Genomic DNA, 21,360 nt, shown 5'->3' on the forward strand with positions numbered 1-21,360 from the left:
CCGTACGGTCATCGGGTCACGTCATCCCCGCAGATCCACCAGCAGCGGCGGCGCGTGCTCACCCGACACCGTGGTCAGCGACAGCACCGCGTGCCCGGGCGGCACCCCGTGCGCCAGCTCGGACGCCGACCACCGCTCCCGCTCGACCTGTCGTACGGTCACCGCCCGCGCCGTCGGCGCCTTGCCGGTGATGACCTGACGCACCGCGTGCAGCACCTTGCCGGCCGGGGTCTCGGCGATGATCTGGCGGTCGGTGACGTCCCGCGCCTCGATCCACTCCTTGCCCCACACCTCGGCGAAGTCCTGCCCGTCCCACGGGGTGAGCCCGGACAGCGCCATCCGACACCCGATGGCCCCGAGCAGGGGCCCGCGCAGCGGTCGCGGTACGTCGTCCAGCGTCCGCAGCGTCAGCACCACTCCCGCGTTGCCGGACCGCAGCCGCTGCACGCCCCGGACCGCTTCGGGCGTCACGACCCCCGTGGCGTCGTCGACGACCAGGCACGCGAACAGCGACCGGTCCTCCCGCACCGCGACACTCGCCGTGAACTGCGCGAGCACCAGCCGCGCCAGAATCCGGGAGGCGTCGGCGTGCCCCCGCTGGGGCAGGTCGATCCGGACCCGGACGGGGTGGTCGAGGGCCTTCAGCGAGAACGGCCGCGACTGCCCCGACGTATCGGCGCCCGCGCTCTGGAAGAACGAGGCGAAGGCGGGCCGGTCGAGCAGCGCGACCCGGTCCGCGAGGATGCCCCCCACATCCCCGGGATTCCCCATCTGCCGCTCCCGCGCGTCCAGTTCACGCAGCAGCGACGCCTGCCCGCGATCCTCGAGGCCCTTCCGCAGCGCGGCCATCGGTCCGGGCGCGCCGTCGAGCAGCTGCCGCAGCTCCGGTACGGCGGGGAAACGGCCGTGGACCGCCTGGAACGGCCCGAGGAGCTGGGCGAGCACGGTGGTGGACCGCCGGGTGTCGCCCCCCTGATGAGGCTCGGCGAGGTCACCGACGAGCGCCTCGGCGAGCACGGCCGCGGCCTCGTCCGGATCGGTCGTCCCCCCGTACAGGTCGAGGTCGTACACCGACTCCGGATTCCCGATCTGTACGACGACGTCAAAGGCGTCGGCCGGTCCGAGCCCCGCGCCCGCGGCACCGACCACCACGACGGCGGCCCGCCCGGCGAGCGCGTGCAGACACAACGACTCGGCGATCGGCCTGATGACGGCCCCCGTCTTCCCGGACCCGGCCGGCCCGACCGCGAGCAGCGAGGTCCCCAGCAGCTCGGGCCCGAGCCCCAACCCGGCCCCCCGATAGGCGTACGGGTTACGGGCGTCGTCGGCGGTGGTCCCGAGCCGCACCTGGCCCGTGAGGAGGTCATGCCGAGCGATCCGTGCGGGCAGGTCCCGCTCCCCGGAGGGGTGCAGACAGGCGGCGGCACCCTCCTGGAGCACAGCACCGGTGAACGTGGCGAGACTGAACCGGCCACTGCGCACACCCTGCCAGGCTCGCTCGATCCGGGCATGGTCCACATCCCGCATCAACCCGGCCCTGGCCTCGGCAGCAAGCCGCTCGGCGACGTCGGGGGCACCGGCGGCGCGGAGCTGGGGCCATTCGGCGGGGTCCTGTTCGGGGGCGGGGGGAGGCTCGTGGGCTGGCGCGCTCGGACGCCAGGCTGAGGGGCCGTAGCGGCGCCAGACCTCGCCCCAGCGGCCGAGCTTTCCCACGACGACCATGATGATCAACGCGATGAGCACCCTGTAACTCGTGTAGAGGAGGGCGGTGCCCGTCTGGCCGAGGGCACTGTCGCCTCCACGCCAGGAGTCAGGCGTCAGCAGAAGAAGCGGAAGCCACCACCAGGTGCCGACATAACCGTTCTGGAGCAGCGACCAGACGAGCCAGCCGACGAGGAACGCGATCAGCGCGCCACTGATCAGCTGGCGGCCGGGGATGAGCTCCGGTTCCGCCTCCGGCCGGGGCCGGTGTCCGAACCGCCATACCCCCGGCGGCGTCTCCGGCCGCGGCGTCCGCAGCCACGTCAGGAACGCCGACCCGTCCGGCTGCGGGGGCACCCCGGGCGCCCGGGACGGCCTCGGTGGCATCACGGACCGTGCCCGCGGCACAGGATTCGCATGCGTACCCCGCGCGTCCTGCGTCCCGTCGCTGTCCATCGCCCCTGCTCCCTGACCAGCCGTTCCGTCCACCGTCAGCGGCCAATCTAACGCGCCCGCAAAGGGAGTTCACCGATTGCGGGGCCGAGCCGTCACACCGTCCCGGAAACCGGCTATGTCCACCACGGACAACCCGCCCCCACGACAACGCCCACATGGAGCATGCCCACCCTTCCTCCCCCGCCCTAGCCTGCGAGAAAAGACTGGACACAGTCCTCGAAATCTCCGCCCGCAACACCCCAGGAGCCCCTCATGACCGCACTTCCGCAGGAGCGCCGCGTCGTCACCGCCATCCCCGGACCCAAGTCGCAGGAGCTGCAGGCCCGCCGGGTCGCCGCGGTCGCGCAGGGCGTGGGGTCCGTGCTGCCCGTGTTCACCGCGCGCGCGGGCGGCGGGATCATCGAGGACGTCGACGGGAACCGGCTGATCGACTTCGGTTCGGGCATCGCCGTGACGTCCGTCGGCGCGTCCGCCGAGGCCGTCGTACGCCGGGCGACGCAGCAGCTCGCCGACTTCACCCACACCTGTTTCATGGTCACCCCGTACGAGGGCTACGTGCAGGTCGCCGAGGCCCTCGCCGAGCTCACCCCGGGTGACCACGCCAAGAAGTCGGCCCTGTTCAACAGCGGCGCCGAGGCCGTGGAGAACGCCGTCAAGATCGCGCGGTCGTACACCAAGCGGCAGGCCGTCGTCGTCTTCGACCACGGCTACCACGGCCGCACCAACCTCACCATGGCGCTGACCGCGAAGAACATGCCGTACAAGCACGGCTTCGGGCCCTTCGCCCCCGAGGTCTACCGCGTCCCCGTCGCCTACGGCTACCGCTGGCCCACCGGCTCCGAGAACGCCGGCCCCGAGGCCGCCGCCCAGGCCATCGACCAGATCACCAAGCAGGTCGGCCCGGAGAACGTCGCCGCGATCATCATCGAGCCCGTCCTGGGCGAGGGCGGCTTCATCGAGCCGGCGAAGGGCTTCCTGCCCGCGATCAGCCAGTTCGCCAAGGACAACGGCATCGTCTTCGTCGCCGACGAGATCCAATCCGGCTTCTGCCGCACCGGTCAGTGGTTCGCCTGCGAGGACGAGGGCATCGTCCCGGACCTGATCACCACCGCCAAGGGCATCGCCGGCGGTCTTCCGCTCGCCGCCGTCACCGGTCGCGCGGAGATCATGGACGCCGCCCACGTCGGCGGCCTCGGCGGCACGTACGGCGGCAACCCGGTCGCCTGCGCCGGTGCGCTGGGCGCCATCGAGACGATGAAGGAGTTGGACCTCAACGCCAGGGCGAAGGCGATCGAGGCCACGATGAAGGCCCGTCTCACCGCGATGGCCGAGAAGTTCGACATCGTCGGGGACGTCCGCGGCCGCGGCGCCATGATCGCCATCGAGCTCGTCAAGGACCGTACGACCAAGGAGCCGAACCCGGAGGCGACCGCCGCGCTCGCCAAGGCCTGCCACCAGGAGGGCCTGCTGGTCCTGACCTGTGGCACCTACGGCAACGTCCTGCGCTTCCTGCCCCCGCTCGTCATCGGCGAGGACCTCCTGAACGAGGGCCTCGACATCATCGAGCAGGCCTTCACCCGCATCTGACGTCACCGGCCCGGCATTCCCCGGGATTCCGGGGCTGCGGTGGCGAGCGGCAGAGGGTGTGAAGAAGGTGTGCGAGGTGGTTGTGAGGTTGCGATTCTGCCTGTCGTACGCCGCCACCCTGTCGTAGGTTCTACCCAGATGAGAGATACACCCCGCCCACAGGGGACTGTGGGTGACATCAGGACGGGGCCTCCCCAGCTTCGCCCTGGTCGTGCCCTCGCGCACACAACTGGAGCCTCTGGTTCCGGATCTCCTCACCGATCGGACAGTCGCCCGCCCCAAACCCCCCGGGGCGGCCGACGAACCGATCTGATCGGCCGCCCCGGAACCACCCCCCCTGTTCCGGGGCGGCCGGCCTTCCTCACCCTCCTTCTCGGAATCCCGGCCCTCCTCTTCGCCCTGATCACCTGGCAGGTCGTCGAGGACGGGCCGCTTCTGCGTGCGGACGAGCGGGTCAGCGCCGCTCTGCGCCACCCCGACCGCATCGGCGGAGGCCTCTCCCACCTGGGCAGTGTCCAGGTCGCCGTACCGGCCCTGGTCGTGGCGCTGGCGTACGTGACCTGGCACCACCGCCGCAGAGGTACAGACCGCTGGTGGCTGCCGGCCACCGCGACGGCCCTCCTCATGGCCCTGGTCCCGGCCCTCGTCGTCCCCCTCAAGATCTGGACCGACCGTTCCGGCACCCCCGTGGTCCCTCCCGGTACCGGATACTTCCCCTCCGGCCACACCGCCACCGCGGCCGTCGCCTACGGTTCCGCGACCCTGCTCCTGCTCCCCCTCCTCCACACCCGCCGCAGCCGTCGCTCCCTCGTCCTCCTCTACGGCCTCCTCGTCCTCGGCGTCTCCTACGGACTGGTCCGCCGCGGCTATCACTGGCCCCTGGACGTCGTGGCCAGCTGGTGCCTCTGCACGATCCTGCTGTGCGGACTCTGGCTTTTCCTGGCGCGGCACAGCCGCCGCTGAACCGCTGGACCCGGCGACCGAGCTCCTGGGCACACTGGGCGTTGTCGCTGCCGGCGGGGGACACCCGCAGCGCCGCACTCCCACTGTGCACAGGACCCCCGCCCGGTCCGCGTCGGCCGCACGGGCGGCCGACGAGAGCGTGGCGAGACCGTCGGGTCAGCCGTCGTCCTGCGTCGCCAGGCCCGCCGCCGCCTCGTGCATCGCCAGTTCCAGCAGCGCCGGGTCGACGAGAATGCCGGAGCCGTCCGGCGGGACCAGCCAGCGCACGCCTCCCCCGGCCACCCGGCCCGGGTACGGCACGACGATCCAGGTGCCGGCGCCGGCCGTGCGGATGCCGGTGCCGAGCCAGCGGGCCGCGGTGCCCGGTGGCACGAAGAACCCCATGCGTGCGTCGCCGAAGTCGACGAGCACCGGGCCGAGCCGGTCGAGGATGCGGGTGAGGACGTCGAGCGTCGGATAGCCGAGCTCACCCGGCAGGATCAGTACGTCCCAGGCCCTGCCCGCCGGAAGCAGCGCGACCCCCAGGGGGTTGCGCTCCCACTCCCAGCGGCAGGCCTCGGGATCCGGTGCGACGGATGCCAGCCACTCGACCGCCGTCTTCGCCCCTGTCATGAGAAGACCTCCCTTTCTCTCGTCGACGCTGTTCGCGTCACGAGGGAGAGGAAGGTCTCCCCGGGAGCATTACGCGGGTTCTGACCACTCGTTGGAGTGAATCAGACCACATACGATCGTTCAGCTGTCGAATCCCAGACCGAGCTTGTCCATGGTCCGCAACCACAGATTGCGCCGCCCGCCGTGCGCGTCGGCCCGGGCCAGCGACCACTTGGTGAGGGCGATGCCGGTCCAGGCGAAGGGCTCCGGCGGGAAGGGCAGCGGCTTCTTGCGGACCATCTCCAGCGAGGTCCGCTCGGTCACCTCTCCCGCCAGCAGGTCCAGCATCACGTCCGCGCCGAAGCGCGTTGCCCCGACACCGAGACCCGTGTAACCCGCCGCGTACGCCACCTTCCCCTGGTGCGCGGTGCCGTAGAACGCGGAGAACCGCGAGCAGGTGTCGATCGCGCCGCCCCACGCGTGGGTGAAGCGGACGCCCTCCAGCTGCGGGAAGCAGGTGAAGAAGTGCCCCGCGAGCTTGGCGTACGTCTCCGGCCGGTCGTCGTACTCGGCCCGCACCCGGCCGCCGTACGGGTAGACCGCGTCGTAACCGCCCCACAGGACGCGGTTGTCGGCGGAGAGCCGGAAGTAGTGGAACTGGTTCGCCGAGTCCCCGAGGCCCTGCCGGTTCTTCCAGCCGATCGACGCGAGCTGTTCCACGCTCAGCGGCTCGGTCATCAGCGCGTAGTCGTAGACCGGGACGGTGTACGCCCGCACCCGCTTGACCAGGTTCGGGAAGATGTTCGTGCCGAGCGCGACCTTCCGTGCCCGGACGGAACCGTACGGCGTGCGTACGGCCATGCCGGCACCGTACTGCTTCAGGGTGAGGGCGGGCGTGTGCTCGTAGACCCGCACGCCCAGCCTCAGGCACGCCCGCTTCAGGCCCCAGACGAGCTTGGCCGGGTTGAGCATGGCCACGCCCCGCCGGTCCCACAGCCCGGCCTCGAAGGTCGGTGAGGCGACCTGGTCGCGGACCGCGTCGGCGTCCAGGAACTCGACGCCGTCGGCGAGGCCCTTCTCCCGGAGCTCCTCGTACCAGTCGCGCAGTTCCCTGGCCTGGTACGTCTCGGTCGCCACGTCGATCTCGCCGGTGCGCTCGAACTCGCAGTCGAGGTCGTGCCGGGCGACCGCCTTCTCGATCTCGTCGAGGTTGCGGGCGCCCAGCTCCTGAAGCTGGTGGATCTCGTCCGGCCAGCGGGTCAGCCCGTTGGACAGACCGTGGGTGAGGGAGGCGGCGCAGAAGCCGCCGTTGCGGCCGGAGGCGGCCCAGCCCACCTCACGGCCCTCCAGCAGGACGACATCCCGCTCGGGGTCGCGCTCTTTCGCGTTGAGCGCGGTCCACAGCCCGCTGTAGCCACCGCCGACGACCAGCAGGTCGCAGGTCTCGGCGCCGGTGAGGGCGGGCTCGGGGTGGGGCCTGCCGGGGTCGTCCAGCCAGTACGGGACCGGCTGGGCTTCGGAAAGTGCCTTGGTCCAGCGGCTCATGGCGCTCGGGGCCATGATTTCAACTCCCTACGGAGGGTTGGGTGAAAAGGCCTATGCCTTTTGTCTGTTGCGGCGGTTGCTGATGACCATGGAGGTCAGCACCAGAAGGACGGCGACGAGGAACATGGTCGTGCCGATGACATTGATCTGCACGGGCGTTCCGCGTTGTGCCGAACCCCAGACGAACATGGGGAAGGTGACGGTCGAGCCCGCGTTGAAGTTGGTGATGATGAAATCGTCGAAGGAGAGCGCGAAGGCGAGCAGCGCGCCCGCGGCGATTCCGGGGGCGGCGATCGGCAGGGTGACCCGGACGAAGGTCTGGAAGGGGCCGGCGTACAGGTCCTGCGCCGCCTGTTCCAGTCGCGGGTCCATCGACATCACGCGCGCCTTGACCGCCGTCACGACGAAACTCAGGCAGAACATGATGTGGGCGATGAGGATCGTCCAGAAGCCCAGCTGTGCGCCCATGTTGAGGAACAGGGTGAGCAGCGAGGCCGCCATGACGACCTCGGGCATCGCCATCGGCAGGAAGATCAGCGAGTTCACGGCGCCGCGGGCGCGGAAGCGGTAGCGGACCAGCGCGAAGGCGATCATCGTGCCGAGGACGGTCGCGCCGAGCGTCGCCCAGAACGCGATCTGGAGACTGATGGACAGCGATCCGCACATGTCGGCGACCCCGCAGGGGTCCTTCCAGGCGTCCGTGGAGAACTGCTGCCATTCGTAGTTGAAGCGCCCCTTCGGTTTGTTGAAGGAGAACACCGTGACGACGACGTTCGGCAGCAGCAGATATCCGAGGGTGATCAGTCCCGCGATGACGACGAGATGACGCTTGAGCCAGTTGACGAAGGTCATTTAAACCAGATCCTCCGTGCCGGACCTACGGATGTAGAACGTGACCATGAAGAGAATCGCGGCCATCAGGATGAAGGAGAGGGCCGCGGCCGTCGGATAGTCCAGAATCCGCAGGAACTGCGTCTGGATGACGTTGCCGACCATGCGGGTGTCCGTGGAGCCGAGCAGATCGGCGTTCACGTAGTCGCCGGCCGCCGGGATGAAGGTCAGCAGCGTCCCGGAGACCACGCCCGGCATCGACAGCGGGAAGGTCACCTTGCGGAAGGTGGTGACCGGCTTGGCGTACAGGTCGCCCGCCGCCTCGTGCAGCCGCCCGTCGATGCGCTCCAGGGAGGTGTACAGCGGCAGGATCATGAACGGCAGGAAGTTGTACGTCAGACCGCACACCACCGCGAGCGGTGTGGCCAGGACGCGGTCGCCGGTGGTCCAGCCGAGCCAGCTGGTGACGTCCAGGACGTGCAGGGTGTTGAGGGCGCCGACGACCGGGCCGCCGTCCGCGAGGATCGTCTTCCAGGCGAGGGTGCGGATCAGGAAGCTGGTGAAGAACGGCGCGATCACCAAAACCATGATCAGGTTCCGCCAGCGCCCCGCGCGGAACGCGATCAGATACGCGAGCGGATACCCCAGCACCAGACAGAGGATCGTCGCGGCACCGGCGTACAGGATCGAGCGCAGGAACTGCGGCCAGTAGTCGGCCAGCGCATCCCAGTAGGTCGCGAAGTGCCAGGTGACCTTGTAGCCCGTCTCCAGGGATCCCGTCTGCACGGACGTGGAGGCCTGGTAGATCATCGGCAGCGCGAAGAAGACCAGCAGCCACAGGATGCCGGGCAGCAGCAGCCAGTACGGCGTGAAGCGGCCGCGCTTGCGCGGGGGCTTCTTCTCGGGCGCGGTGGGGGAGAGAGGCGGCGGCGCCTCGGTGAGCGTCGCCATCAGACCGTCGCCTCTTCCTGGATGCCCGCGTCGATGTCCTGGTCGGCGTCCAGACCGAAGGTGTGCGCCGGGTTCCAGTGCAGGACGACCTCGGCGCCGGGCACGAGCCGGTCGTCGCGGTCGATGTTCTGGGCGTAGACCTCGAACTCGGGGCAGACGGGGCTGTCGATGACGTACTGGGTGGAGACACCGATGAAGCTCGAATCGGCGATCTTCCCGGTGATCCGGTTGCGGCCCACGGGGATCTCGCCGGCCTCGTCGGCGTGGGTGAGGGCGATCTTCTCGGGCCGGACGCCGACCAGCACCTTGCCGCCGGTCGTGGTCGGACCGGCGTACCGCGCCTCGGGCAGCACCAGCTTCCCGCCGCCCGCCTTCAGCACGATCTCGCCGCCGCTCCGGGAGTCGACCTCGGCCTCGATGAGGTTGGAGGTGCCGAGGAAGTTGGCGACGAAGGTGGTGTTCGGGTTCTCGTACAGGTCGGTCGGTGAGCCGAGCTGCTCGACGCGGCCCGCGTTCATCACGGCGACCGTGTCGGCCATGGTCATGGCCTCCTCCTGGTCGTGCGTGACGTGCACGAAGGTGATGCCGACCTCGGTCTGGATGCGCTTGAGCTCCAGCTGCATCTGGCGGCGCAGCTTGAGGTCGAGGGCGCCGAGCGGTTCGTCGAGGAGGAGGACCTTGGGGGTGTTGATCAGCGCCCGCGCCACGGCGACCCGCTGTTGCTGGCCACCCGAGAGCTGGTGGGGCTTCTTACGGGCCTGCTCCCCCAGCTGTACGAGCTCCAGCATGTCCTCGACCTGCTTCTTCACCGACTTGATGCCACGTCGGCGCAGACCGAAGGCGACGTTCTCGAAGATGTCCAGGTGCGGGAAGAGGGCGTAGGACTGGAAGACGGTGTTCACCGGCCGCTTGTAGGGCGGCAGCCGGGTCACCTCCTGGTCGCCGAGGTGCACGGTGCCCGTGGTGGGCTCCTCCAGGCCGGCGATCATGCGCAGGGTGGTGGTCTTGCCGCAGCCGGAGGCACCGAGCAGGGCGAAGAAGGAGCCCTGGGGCACGGTCAGGTCGAGCGGCTGTACGGCGGTGAAGCCGTTGTCGTACGTCTTGCTGATGCCGGAGAGGCGGACGTCGCCGCTGTTGTCGGTGTGCTTGTTCGTCACGGTGATCACGCCCCAGTCAGCTTCGCGAACTTCTCTTCAAAGGCCGTCTCTTCCTTCGCGCTCAGTGAGCGGAAGGGGTGGGACTTCGCGGCCATGGCCTTGTCGGGGATGATCAGCGGGTTGTTCGCCGCATCCGGGTCGAGCTTCTCCAGCTCGGGCTTCACACCGTCGACGGGCGACACGTAGTTGATGTACGCGGCGAGCTCGGCGGCGGGCTTGGGCTGGTAGTAGAAGTCGATGAGCCGCTCGGCGTTCGTCTTGTGACGGGCCTTGTTGGGGATCAGCATGTTGTCGGTCGACGTCATGTATCCGCTGTCCGGGATGATGAAGTCGATGTCGGGGCTGTCGGCCTTCAGCTGGACGACGTCACCGGCCCAGGCGACACAGGCGGCGAAGTCCCCGCTGGTCAGGTCGGAGGTGTAGTCGTTGCCGGTGAAGCGGCGGATCTGCCCCTTGTCGACGGCCTTCTGGAGGCGCGCGATGGCCGCGTCGTAGTCGTCCGCGGTGAAGTTCGCCGGGTCCTTGCCCATGTCGAGCAGGGTCATCCCGATGCTGTCGCGCATCTCCGACAGGAAGCCGACCCGGCCCTTGAGCTTGGCGTTGTCCAGCAGGTCGGAGATCGACTTCACCTCCTGGCCGTCGAGGGCCTTCTTGTTGTAGGCGATGACGGTCGAGATGCCCTGCCACACATACGAGTACGCCCGCCCCGGATCCCAGTCGGGGTCACGGAACTGCTGGGACAGGTTGGCGTACGCGTGGGGCAGGTTGGAGGCGTCCAGTTTCTGGACCCAACCCAGCCGGATGAGCCGGGCGGCGAGCCAGTCGGTGAGCACGATGATGTCGCGCCCGGTGTCCTGCCCCGCCGCCAGCTGGGGCTTGATCTTCCCGAAGAACTCGACGTTGTCGTTGATGTCCTCGGTGTACTTGACCGAGATGCCGGTCTGCTTCTTGAACTGGTCGAGCGTGGGGTGGTGCTTCTCGCTCTCGTCCACGTCGATGTACTCGGTCCAGTTGGAGAAGTTGACGGTCTTCTCCTTGGCCGAGTGGTCCTCCGCGGAGACGCCGCCCTGGGTGTTGCCGGCCGCGGGGATGCCGCAGGCGCTCAGCGTGCCGAGGCCGCCGACCGCGAGCGCGCCGCCCGCGGAGGCGCGCAACAGGGACCGCCGGGTCATGGCGGCCCGGCCGCTTCGGAAGCTGCGCCGCATGGCGGCCACTTGGGCCGGCGACAGGCGGTCGGGCTCGTACTGCTCCATGCGCTGGTGCCCTTTCGGGAAAGTGGGCGGCCGCGGGTCGGGCGGCCTGTATACGGCTATCGGTCCCCGAAGATCGTGCGGTGCCAGTCCTTCCTGACCACCGCCGTATTGTCGAACATAACGTGCTTGATCTGCGTGTACTCCTCGAACGAGTACGAGGACATGTCCTTGCCGAAGCCGGACGCCTTGTACCCGCCGTGCGGCATCTCGCTGATGATCGGGATGTGGTCGTTGACCCACACGCACCCGGCCTTGATCTCCCGCGTGGCCCGGTTCGCCCGGTAGACGTCCCGGCTCCAGGCGGAGGCGGCGAGCCCGTAGGGGGTGTCGTTGGCGAGCCGGATGCCGTCGTCGTCGCTGTCGAAGGGCAGCACGACCAGCACCGGCCCGAAGATCTCGGACTGGACGATCTCGCTGTCCTGGGCGGCGTCGGCGACGAGAGTGGGTTTGTAGTAGGCCCCCTTCGCGAGCTCCCCGCCCGGCGCCTCCCCGCCGGCCACCACGCGCGCGTAGCCGCGCGCACGGTCGATGAACCCGGCGACCCGGTCCCGCTGGACGTGGGAGATGAGCGGCCCCAGATCGGTGCCGGCGGCGAAGGGGTCCCCGAGACGGACGCTCTCCATCAGAGCCGCGGTCCTCTCGACGAAGGCCTCGTACAGCGGCCGCTGTACGTACGCGCGGGTGGCGGCCGTGCAGTCCTGCCCGGTGTTGATGAGCGCGCCCGCGACCGCCCCGTTGACGGCGGCCTCCAGGTCGGCGTCGTCGAAGACGACGAAGGGGGCCTTGCCGCCGAGTTCCAGGTGCAGCCGCTTGACGGTGGCGGTGGCGATCTCGGCGACCCGCTTGCCGACGGCCGTCGACCCGGTGAAGGAGGTCATGGCCACGTCGGGATGACCGACCAGACGCTCCCCCGCCTCCTTGCCGGTCCCGGTGACGATGTTGATGACACCGTCGGGAATCCCGGCGTCGGTGGCGGCCTGGGCGAAGAGAAGGGAGGTGAGCGGGGTGATCTCGGCGGGCTTCAGAACGATGGTGTTGCCCGCGGCGATCGCCGGGAGGATCTTCCAGGCGGCCATCTGGAGCGGATAGTTCCAGGGCGCGATGGACCCGACGACACCGATGGGCTCACGCCTGACGTACGACGTGTGATCGCCGGAGTACTCCCCGGCGGACTGCCCCTGAAGATGCCGGGCCGCACCCGCGAAGAAGGCGGTGTTGTCGATGGTCCCCGGGACGTCGAACTCCCGGGTCAGCTTCAGCGGCTTCCCGCACTGGAGCGACTCCGCGCGGGCGAAGTCCTCGGCACGGTCGGCGAGCACAGCGGCGAACCGGTGCAGGGCGTCGGAACGGTCGCCCGGAGTGGCGGACGACCAGCCCGGGAAGGCCGCGCGGGCCGCGGCGACGGCTGCGTCCACGTCCTCGACGCCCGCCAGCTCGTACGTGAAGACCTCCTCACCGCTCGCGGGATCCACGACCGCGTGTGTACGGCCGGAGGTTCCCTTGGTGAGACGCCCTCCGATGAACTGCGCGCCTTCGGCGAACCGCTCCTGCGCCGCGAACCGTTCCGGGGTGGCAGTGCCCGGGTTGTGCATGTCGCTCTCCTCCGCCGTCACCCCGCGGTGGCCGCGGGCGGGTGGCGTAGCTCCAGCTCGATTTGAGTGCCGATCCTGACAGAGCAATGACACTCCTACAAGTGATTCCGTTGTTGCCTTTCGGTTACGCGACGAAATCTGTCGACCAGGTGTCGAGTCACTCCCGAAAAGGAGAGACGGAGTGTCAGTGGCTCCTGCCAGACTCGCGTGCATGGGGAAGATCACGGGGAAGATCGATTCACAGGATGCCCTGGTCAAGCAGGTCCGGGCCGGAGCGAAAATCAAGTATCTGCACTTCTGGGGCCACCGCCCGCGTGCGGACGGCCGGGTCGGCGCGAGCTGTCTGAGCCAGTGGTGGCCCGCGCCGTTCGCCGTGGACGGGGCGACCTTTGCGACCGCCGAACACTGGATGATGGCGGCCAAGGCACGCCTTTTCGAAGATCAGGAGGCGGAGCGCCGGATCCTGGCGGCCGGATCCCCGGCTCAGGCCAAGAACATGGGCCGGCTGGTCAGAGGCTTCGACGAGCAGATCTGGCGGCGTGAGCGCTTCGGGATCGTCGTGGAGGGCAGCGTGCACAAGTTCGCGGCCCACGAAGACCTGCGGGAGTACCTCCTGAACACCGGCGACCGGGTGCTGGTGGAGGCGAGCCCGCTGGACCGGGTGTGGGGCATCGGGCTCGCCGCGGACGACGAGGCGGCGGGCGATCCGGGGCGCTGGCGGGGCCCGAACCTCCTGGGCTTCGCGCTGATGGAGGCGAGGGACCGCCTCAGAAACGCGTGAAGGGGACCACCGGATCCGGTGGTCCCCTTGTTTCCGCTCCGGGCGCTACACCACCGGGGCGGACGCCACGACGGCGAGGGAGCCGTCGTAGTAGTCGGAGTCGTCCTCCGAGTTGATGGCGGCCGTGATGCCGATGATGAGCGACACGATCACGGCGATGCCGAGGATCGTCCCGATGATCCCCATGATGAACCCGGCCTGCGCCTGCCCGCGGTTGGTGGCCTCACCCCGCTCGGCCCGCTTGCGCCCTTTGACCCCGAACACGATGGCGAGGACCCCGAGCACCAGCGAGAGGATGCCGTACATGCAGAACAGGGCGCAGGACAGGATGCCCAGCACCATCGCGGCGACACCCATGCCGTTCTGCGGGGGCATGGGTGGGGCCCAGCCGCCGTATCCCTGCGGGCTCTGCGGATAGGCGGGGTAGCCGTAGCCGACGGGAGCGCCGGGGCCCTCGGGCCCGATGGGCGGAGGCGGCACGGAGGCGGGGCCGCCGGGTATGCCGGGTGCGGGTCCGCCGACGGGCACGCCCTGCTCGGGGGCGGGGTAGCCGTAACCAGGGGTGGGCGCTGCTCCCGGAGGCGGGAAGCCGTAACCGTCGTTCGGTCCGGAGGTCACGGTGGCCTGATCATGCACGGAGGGCGCCGGCGGCTGCCCGGCACCGGGCGACGGGCTCTTCTCCAACGAGGGCCCACTCTCCGGTGGCGCCCACGGGTCCCGACCGTCCCCGTTCGACTGCGTTCCGTCCGTCATGCTCACGTCCCCCTAGGTCGTTCGTGCGGCCATGTTACGGGAGCCGTGGTCGGGTTGTAGGACAGGTGGGGGCCGGTCGCGCGGTTCCCCGCGCCCCTGGGGAGTTGCACTCACCTGCGCCAGGACGGACCGTCCGCCACCCGACGGTCGGCCCACCCACCGCACCTCACGCGCCCCGCGCAGGCCGCCGCAGGCCTCAGGGGCGCGGGGAACCGCGCGACCAGCCCCCACCGGCCCGCAGACGACCGACAACCCCACCCGCCTAACATGTTCCGCATCGATCAGCCGATCACCGCGCCGCACACCACCCACCGTGCCAGGCGCCCAGCAAGGGGAGGCCCCATGACGACGACGCCCGACCACCTGCACGCCTTCATCGCCGAGCTGCCCAAGGCCGAACTCCACGTCCACCACGTCGGCTCGGCCTCCCCGCGCATCGTGTCCGAACTGGCCGCCCGCCACCCCGACTCCAAGGTCCCCACGGACCCCGAGGCGCTCGTCGACTACTTCACCTTCACGGACTTCGCCCACTTCATCGACGTGTACCTCAGCGTCGTGGACCTGATCCGCACCCCCGAGGACGTGCGGCTCCTCACCTACGAGGTCGCACGGGAGCTCGCCCGCCAGCAGGTCCGCTACGCCGAACTCACCATCACCCCGTTCTCCTCGACCCGCCGCGGCATCGACGAGCGCGCGTTCATGGAGGCGATCGAGGACGCCCGCAAGGCGGCGGAGTCGGAGTTCGGCACGCTGCTGCGCTGGTGCTTCGACATCCCCGGCGAGGCCGGCCTGGAGGCCGCCGAGGAGACGACCCGCCTCGCCACCGACGACCGCCTCCGCCCGGAGGGCCTCGTGAGCTTCGGTCTCGGCGGCCCCGAGATCGGCGTCCCCCGCCCCCAGTTCAAGCCGTACTTCGACAGGGCGATCGCCGCCGGCCTGCACTCGGTCCCGCACGCCGGCGAGACGACCGGCCCGGAGACGGTGTGGGACGCCCTCACCCACCTGCGCGCCGAGCGCATCGGCCACGGCACGAGCTCCTTCCAGGACCCGGCGCTCCTCACCCACCTCGCCGAACACCGCATCCCGCTGGAGGTGTGCCCCACCTCCAACATCGCCACCCGAGCCGTCCGCACCCTCGACGAGCACCCCATAAAGGAGTTCGTGCGGGCGGGGGTCGTCGTCACGATCAACTCCGACGACCCCCCGATGTTCGGCACGGACCTGAACAGCGAGTACGCGGTGGCGGCGAAGCTCCTGGACCTCGACGAGCAGGGCCTGGCCCGACTCGCGAAGAACGCGGTCGACGCGTCGTTCCTCGACGAGCCCGGCAAGACCAGGATCAAGGAAGAGATCGACACCTACACGGCAGCCTGGCTCGCGCCGTGACCCCGCCACGAGCGGCCCACTGATCCCAGCACAATGGGCGCATGCAGAAGCTGACGGCCGTGGCACACCGCGGCGACCCCTACCGCGTCCGTGAGAACACGATCGACTCCCTGCGGTCCGCGCTCGACCGGGGCGCGGACGCGGTGGAGGTCGACGTACGGCTCACCAGGGACGGCGTACCGGTGCTGCTCCACGACGAGACGCTGAAGCGGCTGTGGGACCACGACCGCCCCCTGCTGTCCCTGTCGGCGGACGAGGTGCGGGGGCTGACGGACGGCAAGGTGCCGACGCTCGCGGAGGCCCTCGAAGCCACCGACGGTCACCGCCTGATGCTCGATCTGCCCGGCACGAGAGAGGTACGGGTCGCCCGTCGCGTGGTCGACGTGGTCCGCGAGTGCGGGGCCCGGGACCGCGTCTACTACTGCGCCGACGCCACCGCCATGCTCGCGGTCCGCGAGGCCGACCCGTCCGCGGAGATCGCCCTGACCTGGACAAGCCTCGCGCCCCCGCGCCCCGCCCTGCTGAACGCGGTGCAGCCCCGCTGGCTCAACTACCGCTTCGGCCTGATGGACCGGGACCTCGCCGAGCGGATCCACACCGACGGCTACCTGATCTCCGTGTGGACGCCCGACACCCGCCGCTCGATGCGCCGCCTCGCCGCCGCGGGCGTCGACTCGATCACGACGAACCGGGTGGACGTGCTCTGCGCGCTGAGGGCGCACGCGGACGGGAGTCAGACCCCCGAGTAGGCCCGCGGCGGCGAGATCGCCTGCGCGTCCGCCCCCTCCCCCACCCACAGCCGGATCAGCAGCGCCGCGGTCGCCTCGACCAGGCCCGCCCGGTCCAGTCCCCCGCCGTTGAGCGGCTCGCAGCCCAGGTCGCGGACGAGTCGTCGTACGACGGTCAGGGCCCCCTCGTCGTCCCCGCACAGCGGTACCGCGAGGGGGCGGCCGTCGAAGACGGGCGGGGTGAGCCGCCAGACGTCGACATGGCAGAGGTTGAAGGCCTTCACGACGTGCGCCGAAGGCGCGGCGGCGGCGATGCGTTCGGCGGCCGAGGGCCCACCCGAGGTGAGCAGACCGAAATCTGGTCCCACGGGATTGGTGCAGTCGATCAGCACCCTGCCGCGCAAGGCGTCCCCGAGCCCACCGACGACCTCGACGACCGCCTGGTACGGCACCGCCAGCAGCACCGCGTCCGTCCCGAACTCCGCCGCCTCGCGCAGCCCGCCCGAGCGGCTGCCGGTGACCACCTCGTGCCCGGCCCGCCGCCACTGCGTACCCAGCGCGTCCGCCATGCCGCCCCGGCCGATGATTCCCACCCGCATGACGTCTCCTCCCGTGCGCCGGAGCCTCGGTCTCTCCGGATCAGGCACGACCTTAGGAAGCCGCTCGGGCACCATTCGGTACGTGACCGCCGACCTCGCCTTCCTCGCCGACTGCCGCACCCGCCTCGCCTTCGACCTCGTCTCCCACACCTGGAACCCGGTGGTGATCTGGGCCCTCAAGGACGGCCCCGGACGCCCGGGTGAACTCCGGGCGCGCATCGGCGGGATCAGCCAGAAGGTGCTGACGGAGACGCTGCGCAGACTGGAGTGCAACGGGCTCGTGGCACGTCGGGCCTACGGCGGCTCCCCGCCCCGCGTCGAGTACGAACTGACCGCCCTGGGGCGGACGTTGATCGCCCCGATCGAGGCGTTCGGTGCCTGGGCGCACGATCACGGGGACGAGGTGATGGACGCCCAGGAGCGCTACGGCGGCGCTACACCCGGGACCGCTGAGCAACCGTCGCCGGATCGGCCGGAGTCGACCGGGTGACGTACTGCGGCACAGGCGTGTCGTCCCTGCCGGTGTCGCGGACCAGGCCGTAGCGCTTGGCGCCCTGGTCGGGCCCGGTGGTGATGTCCTTCTCCGTCGCGTCCCAGCTGGACGGGAAGACGCTGAGGCCGTAGTCGGCACCGCGTTCGTTGACCGTGAGGGTGACGCTGCCGTCGAGGTAGAAGTACTCGTTCTGCCACATCTGCTGGGTGCCGGGGGGGAGGACGGTGAAGCCGACGGTGGAGTTGCCCATGCCGGTGGCGGTGCTGTCCGTGGCGCTGACGGAGTCGTCCATCCGGCGGCCGCCGCCCGAGGCGACGTGGAAGAGCTCGCCCCTGAGGCCGGTCCAGGCCGGCATGACCAGGCTGCCGGCCCGGTACTGGGGCGAGATCTGCCAGCGGACGAGGACATAGCCCTTGCCGGTGAGGGTGACGCCGTCCCCGCGGTGGTTCATGACGGCGTGCGCGCCGCCGGTGCTGGTGATGCCGGTCTCGGGCCGGTGCGGCAGGGCGCCGGGCGGGGTGTCGGGGTCCGGTGCCCGGTCGACGGCGTCGACGACGCTGCCGTAGAGAAGGGTCTTCGTGGGTGTCACCGACGGCGAAGGGGACGGCGACGGGGTGTGCACCACGGGCGGCGGCCGATGCGTGCTCGCCGCCGTGGGCGAGACCGCCACGCGCGGCGGCGGGGTGTCCGGGGCCTGCGTGACGACGTACGCGCCGCCCGCGACGATCGTCGCCCCGGCGGTGACCGCGACGACGGGCTGGGTGAGCGCGCCCAGCACCTTGGCGGACCAGCCGGCGGACGCGACCGTGGCGGTGGCGGCCGCGGCCGTCTTGCCGCCGAGGGCCAGTGAGAGGGTGAACCCGACCGGGACGGGCACCAGCGCGATCCCGACGAGCAGCCGCTCCGCCGGTACGACGGACTCGCGGGGGTCTCCGCAGTAACCGCAGCCGCGGATGTGCCGGGCGAGGCGCTTGCGCCAGACCGAGTCGGGGCGACCGTTCCAGCGGGCGGCCAGTTCGCGCAGGTCGGGGCAGGCGCCGTCGAGGGCGCGGACGATGCCGCGGGAGGTCTCCAGGCGCTCCTTCATCCGCTGGACGCGCACGGCGGCGTGCTGCCGGCTGATGCCGACGGCGGCGGCCAGGTCACGCCGGGAGAGTTCGCCCGCGACCTCCAGCCACCACAGCGACAGCAGTTCCCGGTCCTCGTCGTCGAGCCAGCGCACGGCCTCCGCGACCTCGCGCCGCTGCCCCTCCAACTGAAGTCGCAAGACGGTCAGTTCGGCGAAGTCGGCAGCCTCACGCGCGGCCGACTCGTCCAGCGGGGCGGCGGTCCTGCGGCGGGCCCGGTCGCGTATCTGGCGCATGGCGATGGCGACCAGCCAGGACCGGAAGCTGTCCGGGTCGCGGAGACTGCCGAGGTTGTCGACGGCCCGCAGCATGGTCTCCTGGACGACGTCGTCGACGTCGGCGTGACCGTTCAGGGCGCGGCCCACGATGTTGTACACCAGCGGCAGCCAGCCCTCGACGAGCTCGTCCAGCGCCCGCCGGTCGCCGTCCTGCGCCGCCGCGATGGTGTCGCGCCACTGCCGCGTGTCCACGTCGTCCTTTCCGGCCGGTGCCCCCTTCATACATGTGCGTGCGTGGAGACGGAGTGAAGGGCTCCGCGATAACACTTTTTCGCCCCTAGGGGGCCTCCCCCTACAACTCCCTTAAATGCAGCTGGAGTTGCTCGGGGTTCCGCCAGGGGTCGGACCCTTCTCGCCGACGATCCCGCCACCTCGGTAGCCCCGCAGGATGATCACACACATCCCACATCCCCAGGAGCCGACCCATGCGTGACATTCGTCGCAGAAGCCTTCTCGCCGGTGCCCTCGCCGTGCCCCTGACCACCGGCCTGCCGACCGCGTCCGCTTCTGCGACCGCGACCGCGACCACGTCCGCAACCGTGCACAGCACCTGCGCGCCGGACGCCGGGGCACTGCGCGCGGCGATCGCGGGGCTCCCCGACGCGAACGCCACCGCGGCCCTGGTCCGGGTCGGCGGCACCGACGGCCGCTGGCGCGGCAGCTCGGGTGTGCGCGATCTGGAGAGCGGGCGGCCCGCCGATCCGGACGCGCGGTTCCGGGCCGGTTCGACGACGAAGGTGGTCACGGCGGCGACCGTGCTGCGGCTGGCGCACGAGGGGCGGATCGACCTGGACACCCCGGTCCAGCACTACCTGCCCGGCCTCCTCGGCAAGCGGTTCCGGCCGGTTGCCGTGCGGCGGCTGCTCGATCACACCAGCGGCATCCCGGCGGGCGACGGTCTGGGCACCACCTTCGAGGAGGTGTACGCCCACCGCTTCGACACGCTCACCCCGCAGCGGGTCGCCGCGTCCGCGGGTGCCAAGAAGCCGGAGTTCCGCCCGGGGTCGCAGCAGCACTACCTCAACATCAACTACACGTTCCTCGGCCTGCTGATCGAGAGGGTGACCGGACGCTCGTACGCCTCCGAGGCCGCCCGGCTGGTGCTCACTCCGGCCGGGATGCGAGACACGTACTTCCCGGGCACCGACCCGCGCATCCTCGGTCCGCACAACCGGGGCTACCAGGCGGTGCGGAGGGCCGACGGGACGACCGAGTTCGTGGACGTCACGGAGTGGAACCAGGCGGACCGGTTCGCGGCCGGGGACATGATCTCCACGACCGCGGACCTGGAGCGGCTGCTCACCGGCCTCTTCCGGGGCCGGATCGTCCCGCGGCCACAGCTGCGGGAGGTGTTCTCGGTCCCGCCGGGCGTCACCGGCGCCAGTTACAGCGCGGGCGGCCTCCAGCGCTTCGAGTCCGACGGGAAGGTCTACTGGGTCAAGTCCGGTGGCCGGTACGGCTACAACTCGGCTGTCGCCGCCACCCGCGACCTGAGCCGCACGGTCGTGTACTCGGTCAACTCCACCGACGCCAAGAGCGAGGACGCGAACCCGGTCATCGTCCGGATCATCACGGCCGCGCTCAAGTAGCGGGCAGCGCTTGGAGGTTCGGCGGCGCAAGCGCCTCCAGCCGCTTGATCTTCTTCCGTACGACGTACAGCGGGAGCACGCCGAACACCCCGAAGGCCATGTCGATCACGGTCCACCAGAACGGGATGCCCCGGACGGGCCCGCAGATCAGGGCGAGCGGGACGATTCCGGCGCAGGCGATCATCCCGAACTCGACGACCCAGATGTTGCGGACCGGATCACGGTAGGGGCCGTAGAAGGCGACCGCGATGACCAGATGGGCGAAGGCCAGCCAGTCCGTGCCGTAGAGGAGGAAGGGGTAGTCGGAGTCGGCGGTGTCGAGCCCGCGCCGGACGCGCGTGATCCACTCCGTCAGGGCGTCCGGCGTGGGAAGGTGCCGCAGCACCTCCTCGGTCCAGCGCAGTTCGTGGACCAGCGGGAAGGCCGTGGCACCGCTGAGCACCAGGCAGACGACGAAGAAGACCAGCCATGCGCGGATGCCCCTGAGTTGGGCGGCTCTGTCGCTCATGGCAGCAGCGTACGCCCGGAATTGAACATGTTCAAAAGGTGGGTCAGGAGGCGGCGGCCGTCTCCGCCAGCTTCTGGAACTCGCCGAGGTCGTAGTTGGCCAGCGCCGAGTCCAGGTTGGTCAGGGCGCCGAGGTGCTCGATGAACCCCTTGGGGTCGTACTCGATCTGCAACGTCACCCGGCTCGTGGTGTCGCTGAGCCGGTGAAAGGTGACCACGCCCGCGTGGTGGACCCCCTCCACGGTGCGCCAGGCGATGCGTTCCTCCGGCACGACCTCGGTGAGCTCGGCGACGAAGTTCTTGTCGGCGCCGGGCAGTTGGAGCTGCCAGGCGAAGCGGCGCTCGTCCAGCCGCTCCACCAGGCGTACGTGGCTCAGAAAGTTCGGCCACCGGGTCACATCGCTCCACAGTGCCCAGGCGACAGCGACGGGAGCCTCGATGTCGACGGTTTCCACAAGGGACGCGGACATGCGGTACCTCTCCTTCCGATTG

The 21,360-nt window shown here is 70.3% G+C and carries 20 protein-coding genes; 7 read left to right on the top strand and 13 right to left on the bottom strand.

The features are described from left to right. Positions 1 to 21 precede the first annotated feature (21 nt). Positions 22 to 2,157 carry an ATP-binding protein gene (locus tag ABZT93_RS13290; RefSeq protein WP_356103162.1) on the bottom strand — a complete coding sequence of 712 codons (2,136 nt, stop codon included), beginning with the start codon at positions 2,155 to 2,157 and terminating at the stop codon, positions 22 to 24. 252 nt (positions 2,158 to 2,409) lie between these two features. Here ABZT93_RS13290 and gabT point away from each other — a divergent pair, with 252 nt between their 5' ends. Both gabT and ABZT93_RS13300 read left to right on the top strand, forming a co-directional pair. Continuing rightward, positions 2,410 to 3,744, top strand: coding sequence for a 4-aminobutyrate--2-oxoglutarate transaminase (gabT, locus tag ABZT93_RS13295; RefSeq protein WP_356103165.1), 1,335 nt, complete (start codon positions 2,410 to 2,412; stop codon positions 3,742 to 3,744). A 168-nt stretch (positions 3,745 to 3,912) separates the two neighbouring features. Continuing rightward, positions 3,913 to 4,707, top strand: coding sequence for a phosphatase PAP2 family protein (locus ABZT93_RS13300; RefSeq protein ID WP_356103167.1), 795 nt, complete (start codon positions 3,913 to 3,915; stop codon positions 4,705 to 4,707). 156 nt (positions 4,708 to 4,863) lie between these two features. Here the strand turns inward: ABZT93_RS13300 and ABZT93_RS13305 are convergent, their stop codons facing one another. From ABZT93_RS13305 to ABZT93_RS13335, 7 genes are all read right to left on the bottom strand, one after another. Then, positions 4,864 to 5,319, bottom strand: coding sequence for a hypothetical protein (locus ABZT93_RS13305; RefSeq protein WP_356103169.1), 456 nt, complete (start codon positions 5,317 to 5,319; stop codon positions 4,864 to 4,866). Positions 5,320 to 5,439: 120 nt separating this feature from the next. Continuing rightward, the gene (locus ABZT93_RS13310; RefSeq protein WP_356103172.1) at positions 5,440 to 6,858 is read right to left on the bottom strand and encodes an FAD-dependent oxidoreductase; all 1,419 of its coding nucleotides are present in this window, start codon (positions 6,856 to 6,858) and stop codon (positions 5,440 to 5,442) included. 36 nt (positions 6,859 to 6,894) lie between these two features. Next, positions 6,895 to 7,695 (bottom strand): ABC transporter permease, encoded by an 801-nt coding sequence (locus ABZT93_RS13315; RefSeq protein ID WP_356103175.1) that lies wholly within the window; start codon positions 7,693 to 7,695, stop codon positions 6,895 to 6,897. Then, the gene (locus ABZT93_RS13320) at positions 7,696 to 8,625 is read right to left on the bottom strand and encodes an ABC transporter permease (RefSeq protein ID WP_356103178.1); all 930 of its coding nucleotides are present in this window, start codon (positions 8,623 to 8,625) and stop codon (positions 7,696 to 7,698) included. Then, positions 8,625 to 9,791 (bottom strand): ABC transporter ATP-binding protein, encoded by a 1,167-nt coding sequence (locus ABZT93_RS13325; RefSeq protein WP_356103181.1) that lies wholly within the window; start codon positions 9,789 to 9,791, stop codon positions 8,625 to 8,627. The genes ABZT93_RS13320 and ABZT93_RS13325 overlap by 1 nt, the downstream gene beginning before the upstream one ends. Next, positions 9,788 to 11,035, bottom strand: a complete 1,248-nt coding sequence (locus tag ABZT93_RS13330; protein WP_356103184.1) for a spermidine/putrescine ABC transporter substrate-binding protein — start codon at positions 11,033 to 11,035, stop codon at positions 9,788 to 9,790. Before ABZT93_RS13330 ends, ABZT93_RS13325 begins: the two co-directional genes overlap by 4 nt. Before the next feature lie 56 nt (positions 11,036 to 11,091). Beyond that, a complete protein-coding gene (locus tag ABZT93_RS13335; protein WP_356103187.1) occupies positions 11,092 to 12,627 on the bottom strand; it encodes a gamma-aminobutyraldehyde dehydrogenase in 1,536 nt (511 codons plus the stop codon). A gap of 211 nt (positions 12,628 to 12,838) precedes the next feature. Between ABZT93_RS13335 and ABZT93_RS13340 the strand changes: the two genes are divergently transcribed. Beyond that, positions 12,839 to 13,408: an NADAR family protein gene (locus ABZT93_RS13340; protein WP_356103190.1), complete on the top strand. Its 570-nt coding sequence runs from the start codon at positions 12,839 to 12,841 to the stop codon at positions 13,406 to 13,408. A 45-nt stretch (positions 13,409 to 13,453) separates the two neighbouring features. On the opposite strand, the gene ABZT93_RS13345 is transcribed toward ABZT93_RS13340, so the two are convergent. Further along, positions 13,454 to 14,161 carry a DUF4190 domain-containing protein gene (locus tag ABZT93_RS13345; RefSeq protein WP_356103193.1) on the bottom strand — a complete coding sequence of 236 codons (708 nt, stop codon included), beginning with the start codon at positions 14,159 to 14,161 and terminating at the stop codon, positions 13,454 to 13,456. Positions 14,162 to 14,503: 342 nt separating this feature from the next. Here ABZT93_RS13345 and ABZT93_RS13350 point away from each other — a divergent pair, with 342 nt between their 5' ends. After that, positions 14,504 to 15,547: an adenosine deaminase gene (locus ABZT93_RS13350; RefSeq protein ID WP_356103196.1), complete on the top strand. Its 1,044-nt coding sequence runs from the start codon at positions 14,504 to 14,506 to the stop codon at positions 15,545 to 15,547. A gap of 41 nt (positions 15,548 to 15,588) precedes the next feature. Then, positions 15,589 to 16,296 carry a glycerophosphodiester phosphodiesterase gene (locus ABZT93_RS13355; RefSeq protein ID WP_356103198.1) on the top strand — a complete coding sequence of 236 codons (708 nt, stop codon included), beginning with the start codon at positions 15,589 to 15,591 and terminating at the stop codon, positions 16,294 to 16,296. Here ABZT93_RS13355 and ABZT93_RS13360 read toward each other — a convergent pair. Further along, positions 16,281 to 16,874 carry an NAD(P)-binding domain-containing protein gene (locus tag ABZT93_RS13360; protein WP_356103201.1) on the bottom strand — a complete coding sequence of 198 codons (594 nt, stop codon included), beginning with the start codon at positions 16,872 to 16,874 and terminating at the stop codon, positions 16,281 to 16,283. The two genes, ABZT93_RS13355 and ABZT93_RS13360, sit on opposite strands and share 16 nt — an antisense overlap. A gap of 82 nt (positions 16,875 to 16,956) precedes the next feature. Here ABZT93_RS13360 and ABZT93_RS13365 point away from each other — a divergent pair, with 82 nt between their 5' ends. Continuing rightward, positions 16,957 to 17,364: a helix-turn-helix domain-containing protein gene (locus ABZT93_RS13365; protein WP_356103203.1), complete on the top strand. Its 408-nt coding sequence runs from the start codon at positions 16,957 to 16,959 to the stop codon at positions 17,362 to 17,364. Here the strand turns inward: ABZT93_RS13365 and ABZT93_RS13370 are convergent. Then, positions 17,309 to 18,994, bottom strand: a complete 1,686-nt coding sequence (locus ABZT93_RS13370) for a sigma-70 family RNA polymerase sigma factor (RefSeq protein ID WP_356103206.1) — start codon at positions 18,992 to 18,994, stop codon at positions 17,309 to 17,311. The two genes, ABZT93_RS13365 and ABZT93_RS13370, sit on opposite strands and share 56 nt — an antisense overlap. Before the next feature lie 203 nt (positions 18,995 to 19,197). On the opposite strand from ABZT93_RS13370, the gene ABZT93_RS13375 reads away from it, so the two are divergent. Beyond that, positions 19,198 to 20,361: a serine hydrolase domain-containing protein gene (locus tag ABZT93_RS13375; RefSeq protein WP_356103208.1), complete on the top strand. Its 1,164-nt coding sequence runs from the start codon at positions 19,198 to 19,200 to the stop codon at positions 20,359 to 20,361. On the opposite strand, the gene ABZT93_RS13380 is transcribed toward ABZT93_RS13375, so the two are convergent. Together ABZT93_RS13380 and ABZT93_RS13385 are read right to left on the bottom strand one after the other, a co-directional pair. Next, a complete protein-coding gene (locus ABZT93_RS13380; protein ID WP_356103211.1) occupies positions 20,354 to 20,869 on the bottom strand; it encodes a hypothetical protein in 516 nt (171 codons plus the stop codon). The genes ABZT93_RS13375 and ABZT93_RS13380 overlap by 8 nt on opposite strands. Before the next feature lie 43 nt (positions 20,870 to 20,912). Continuing rightward, a complete protein-coding gene (locus ABZT93_RS13385) occupies positions 20,913 to 21,338 on the bottom strand; it encodes an SRPBCC family protein (protein WP_356103213.1) in 426 nt (141 codons plus the stop codon). Positions 21,339 to 21,360 lie beyond the last annotated feature (22 nt).

Origin of the sequence: Streptomyces sp. NPDC005303, from assembly GCF_040607335.1 — a bacterium.
Taxonomy (GTDB): Bacteria; Actinomycetota; Actinomycetes; order Streptomycetales; family Streptomycetaceae; genus Streptomyces.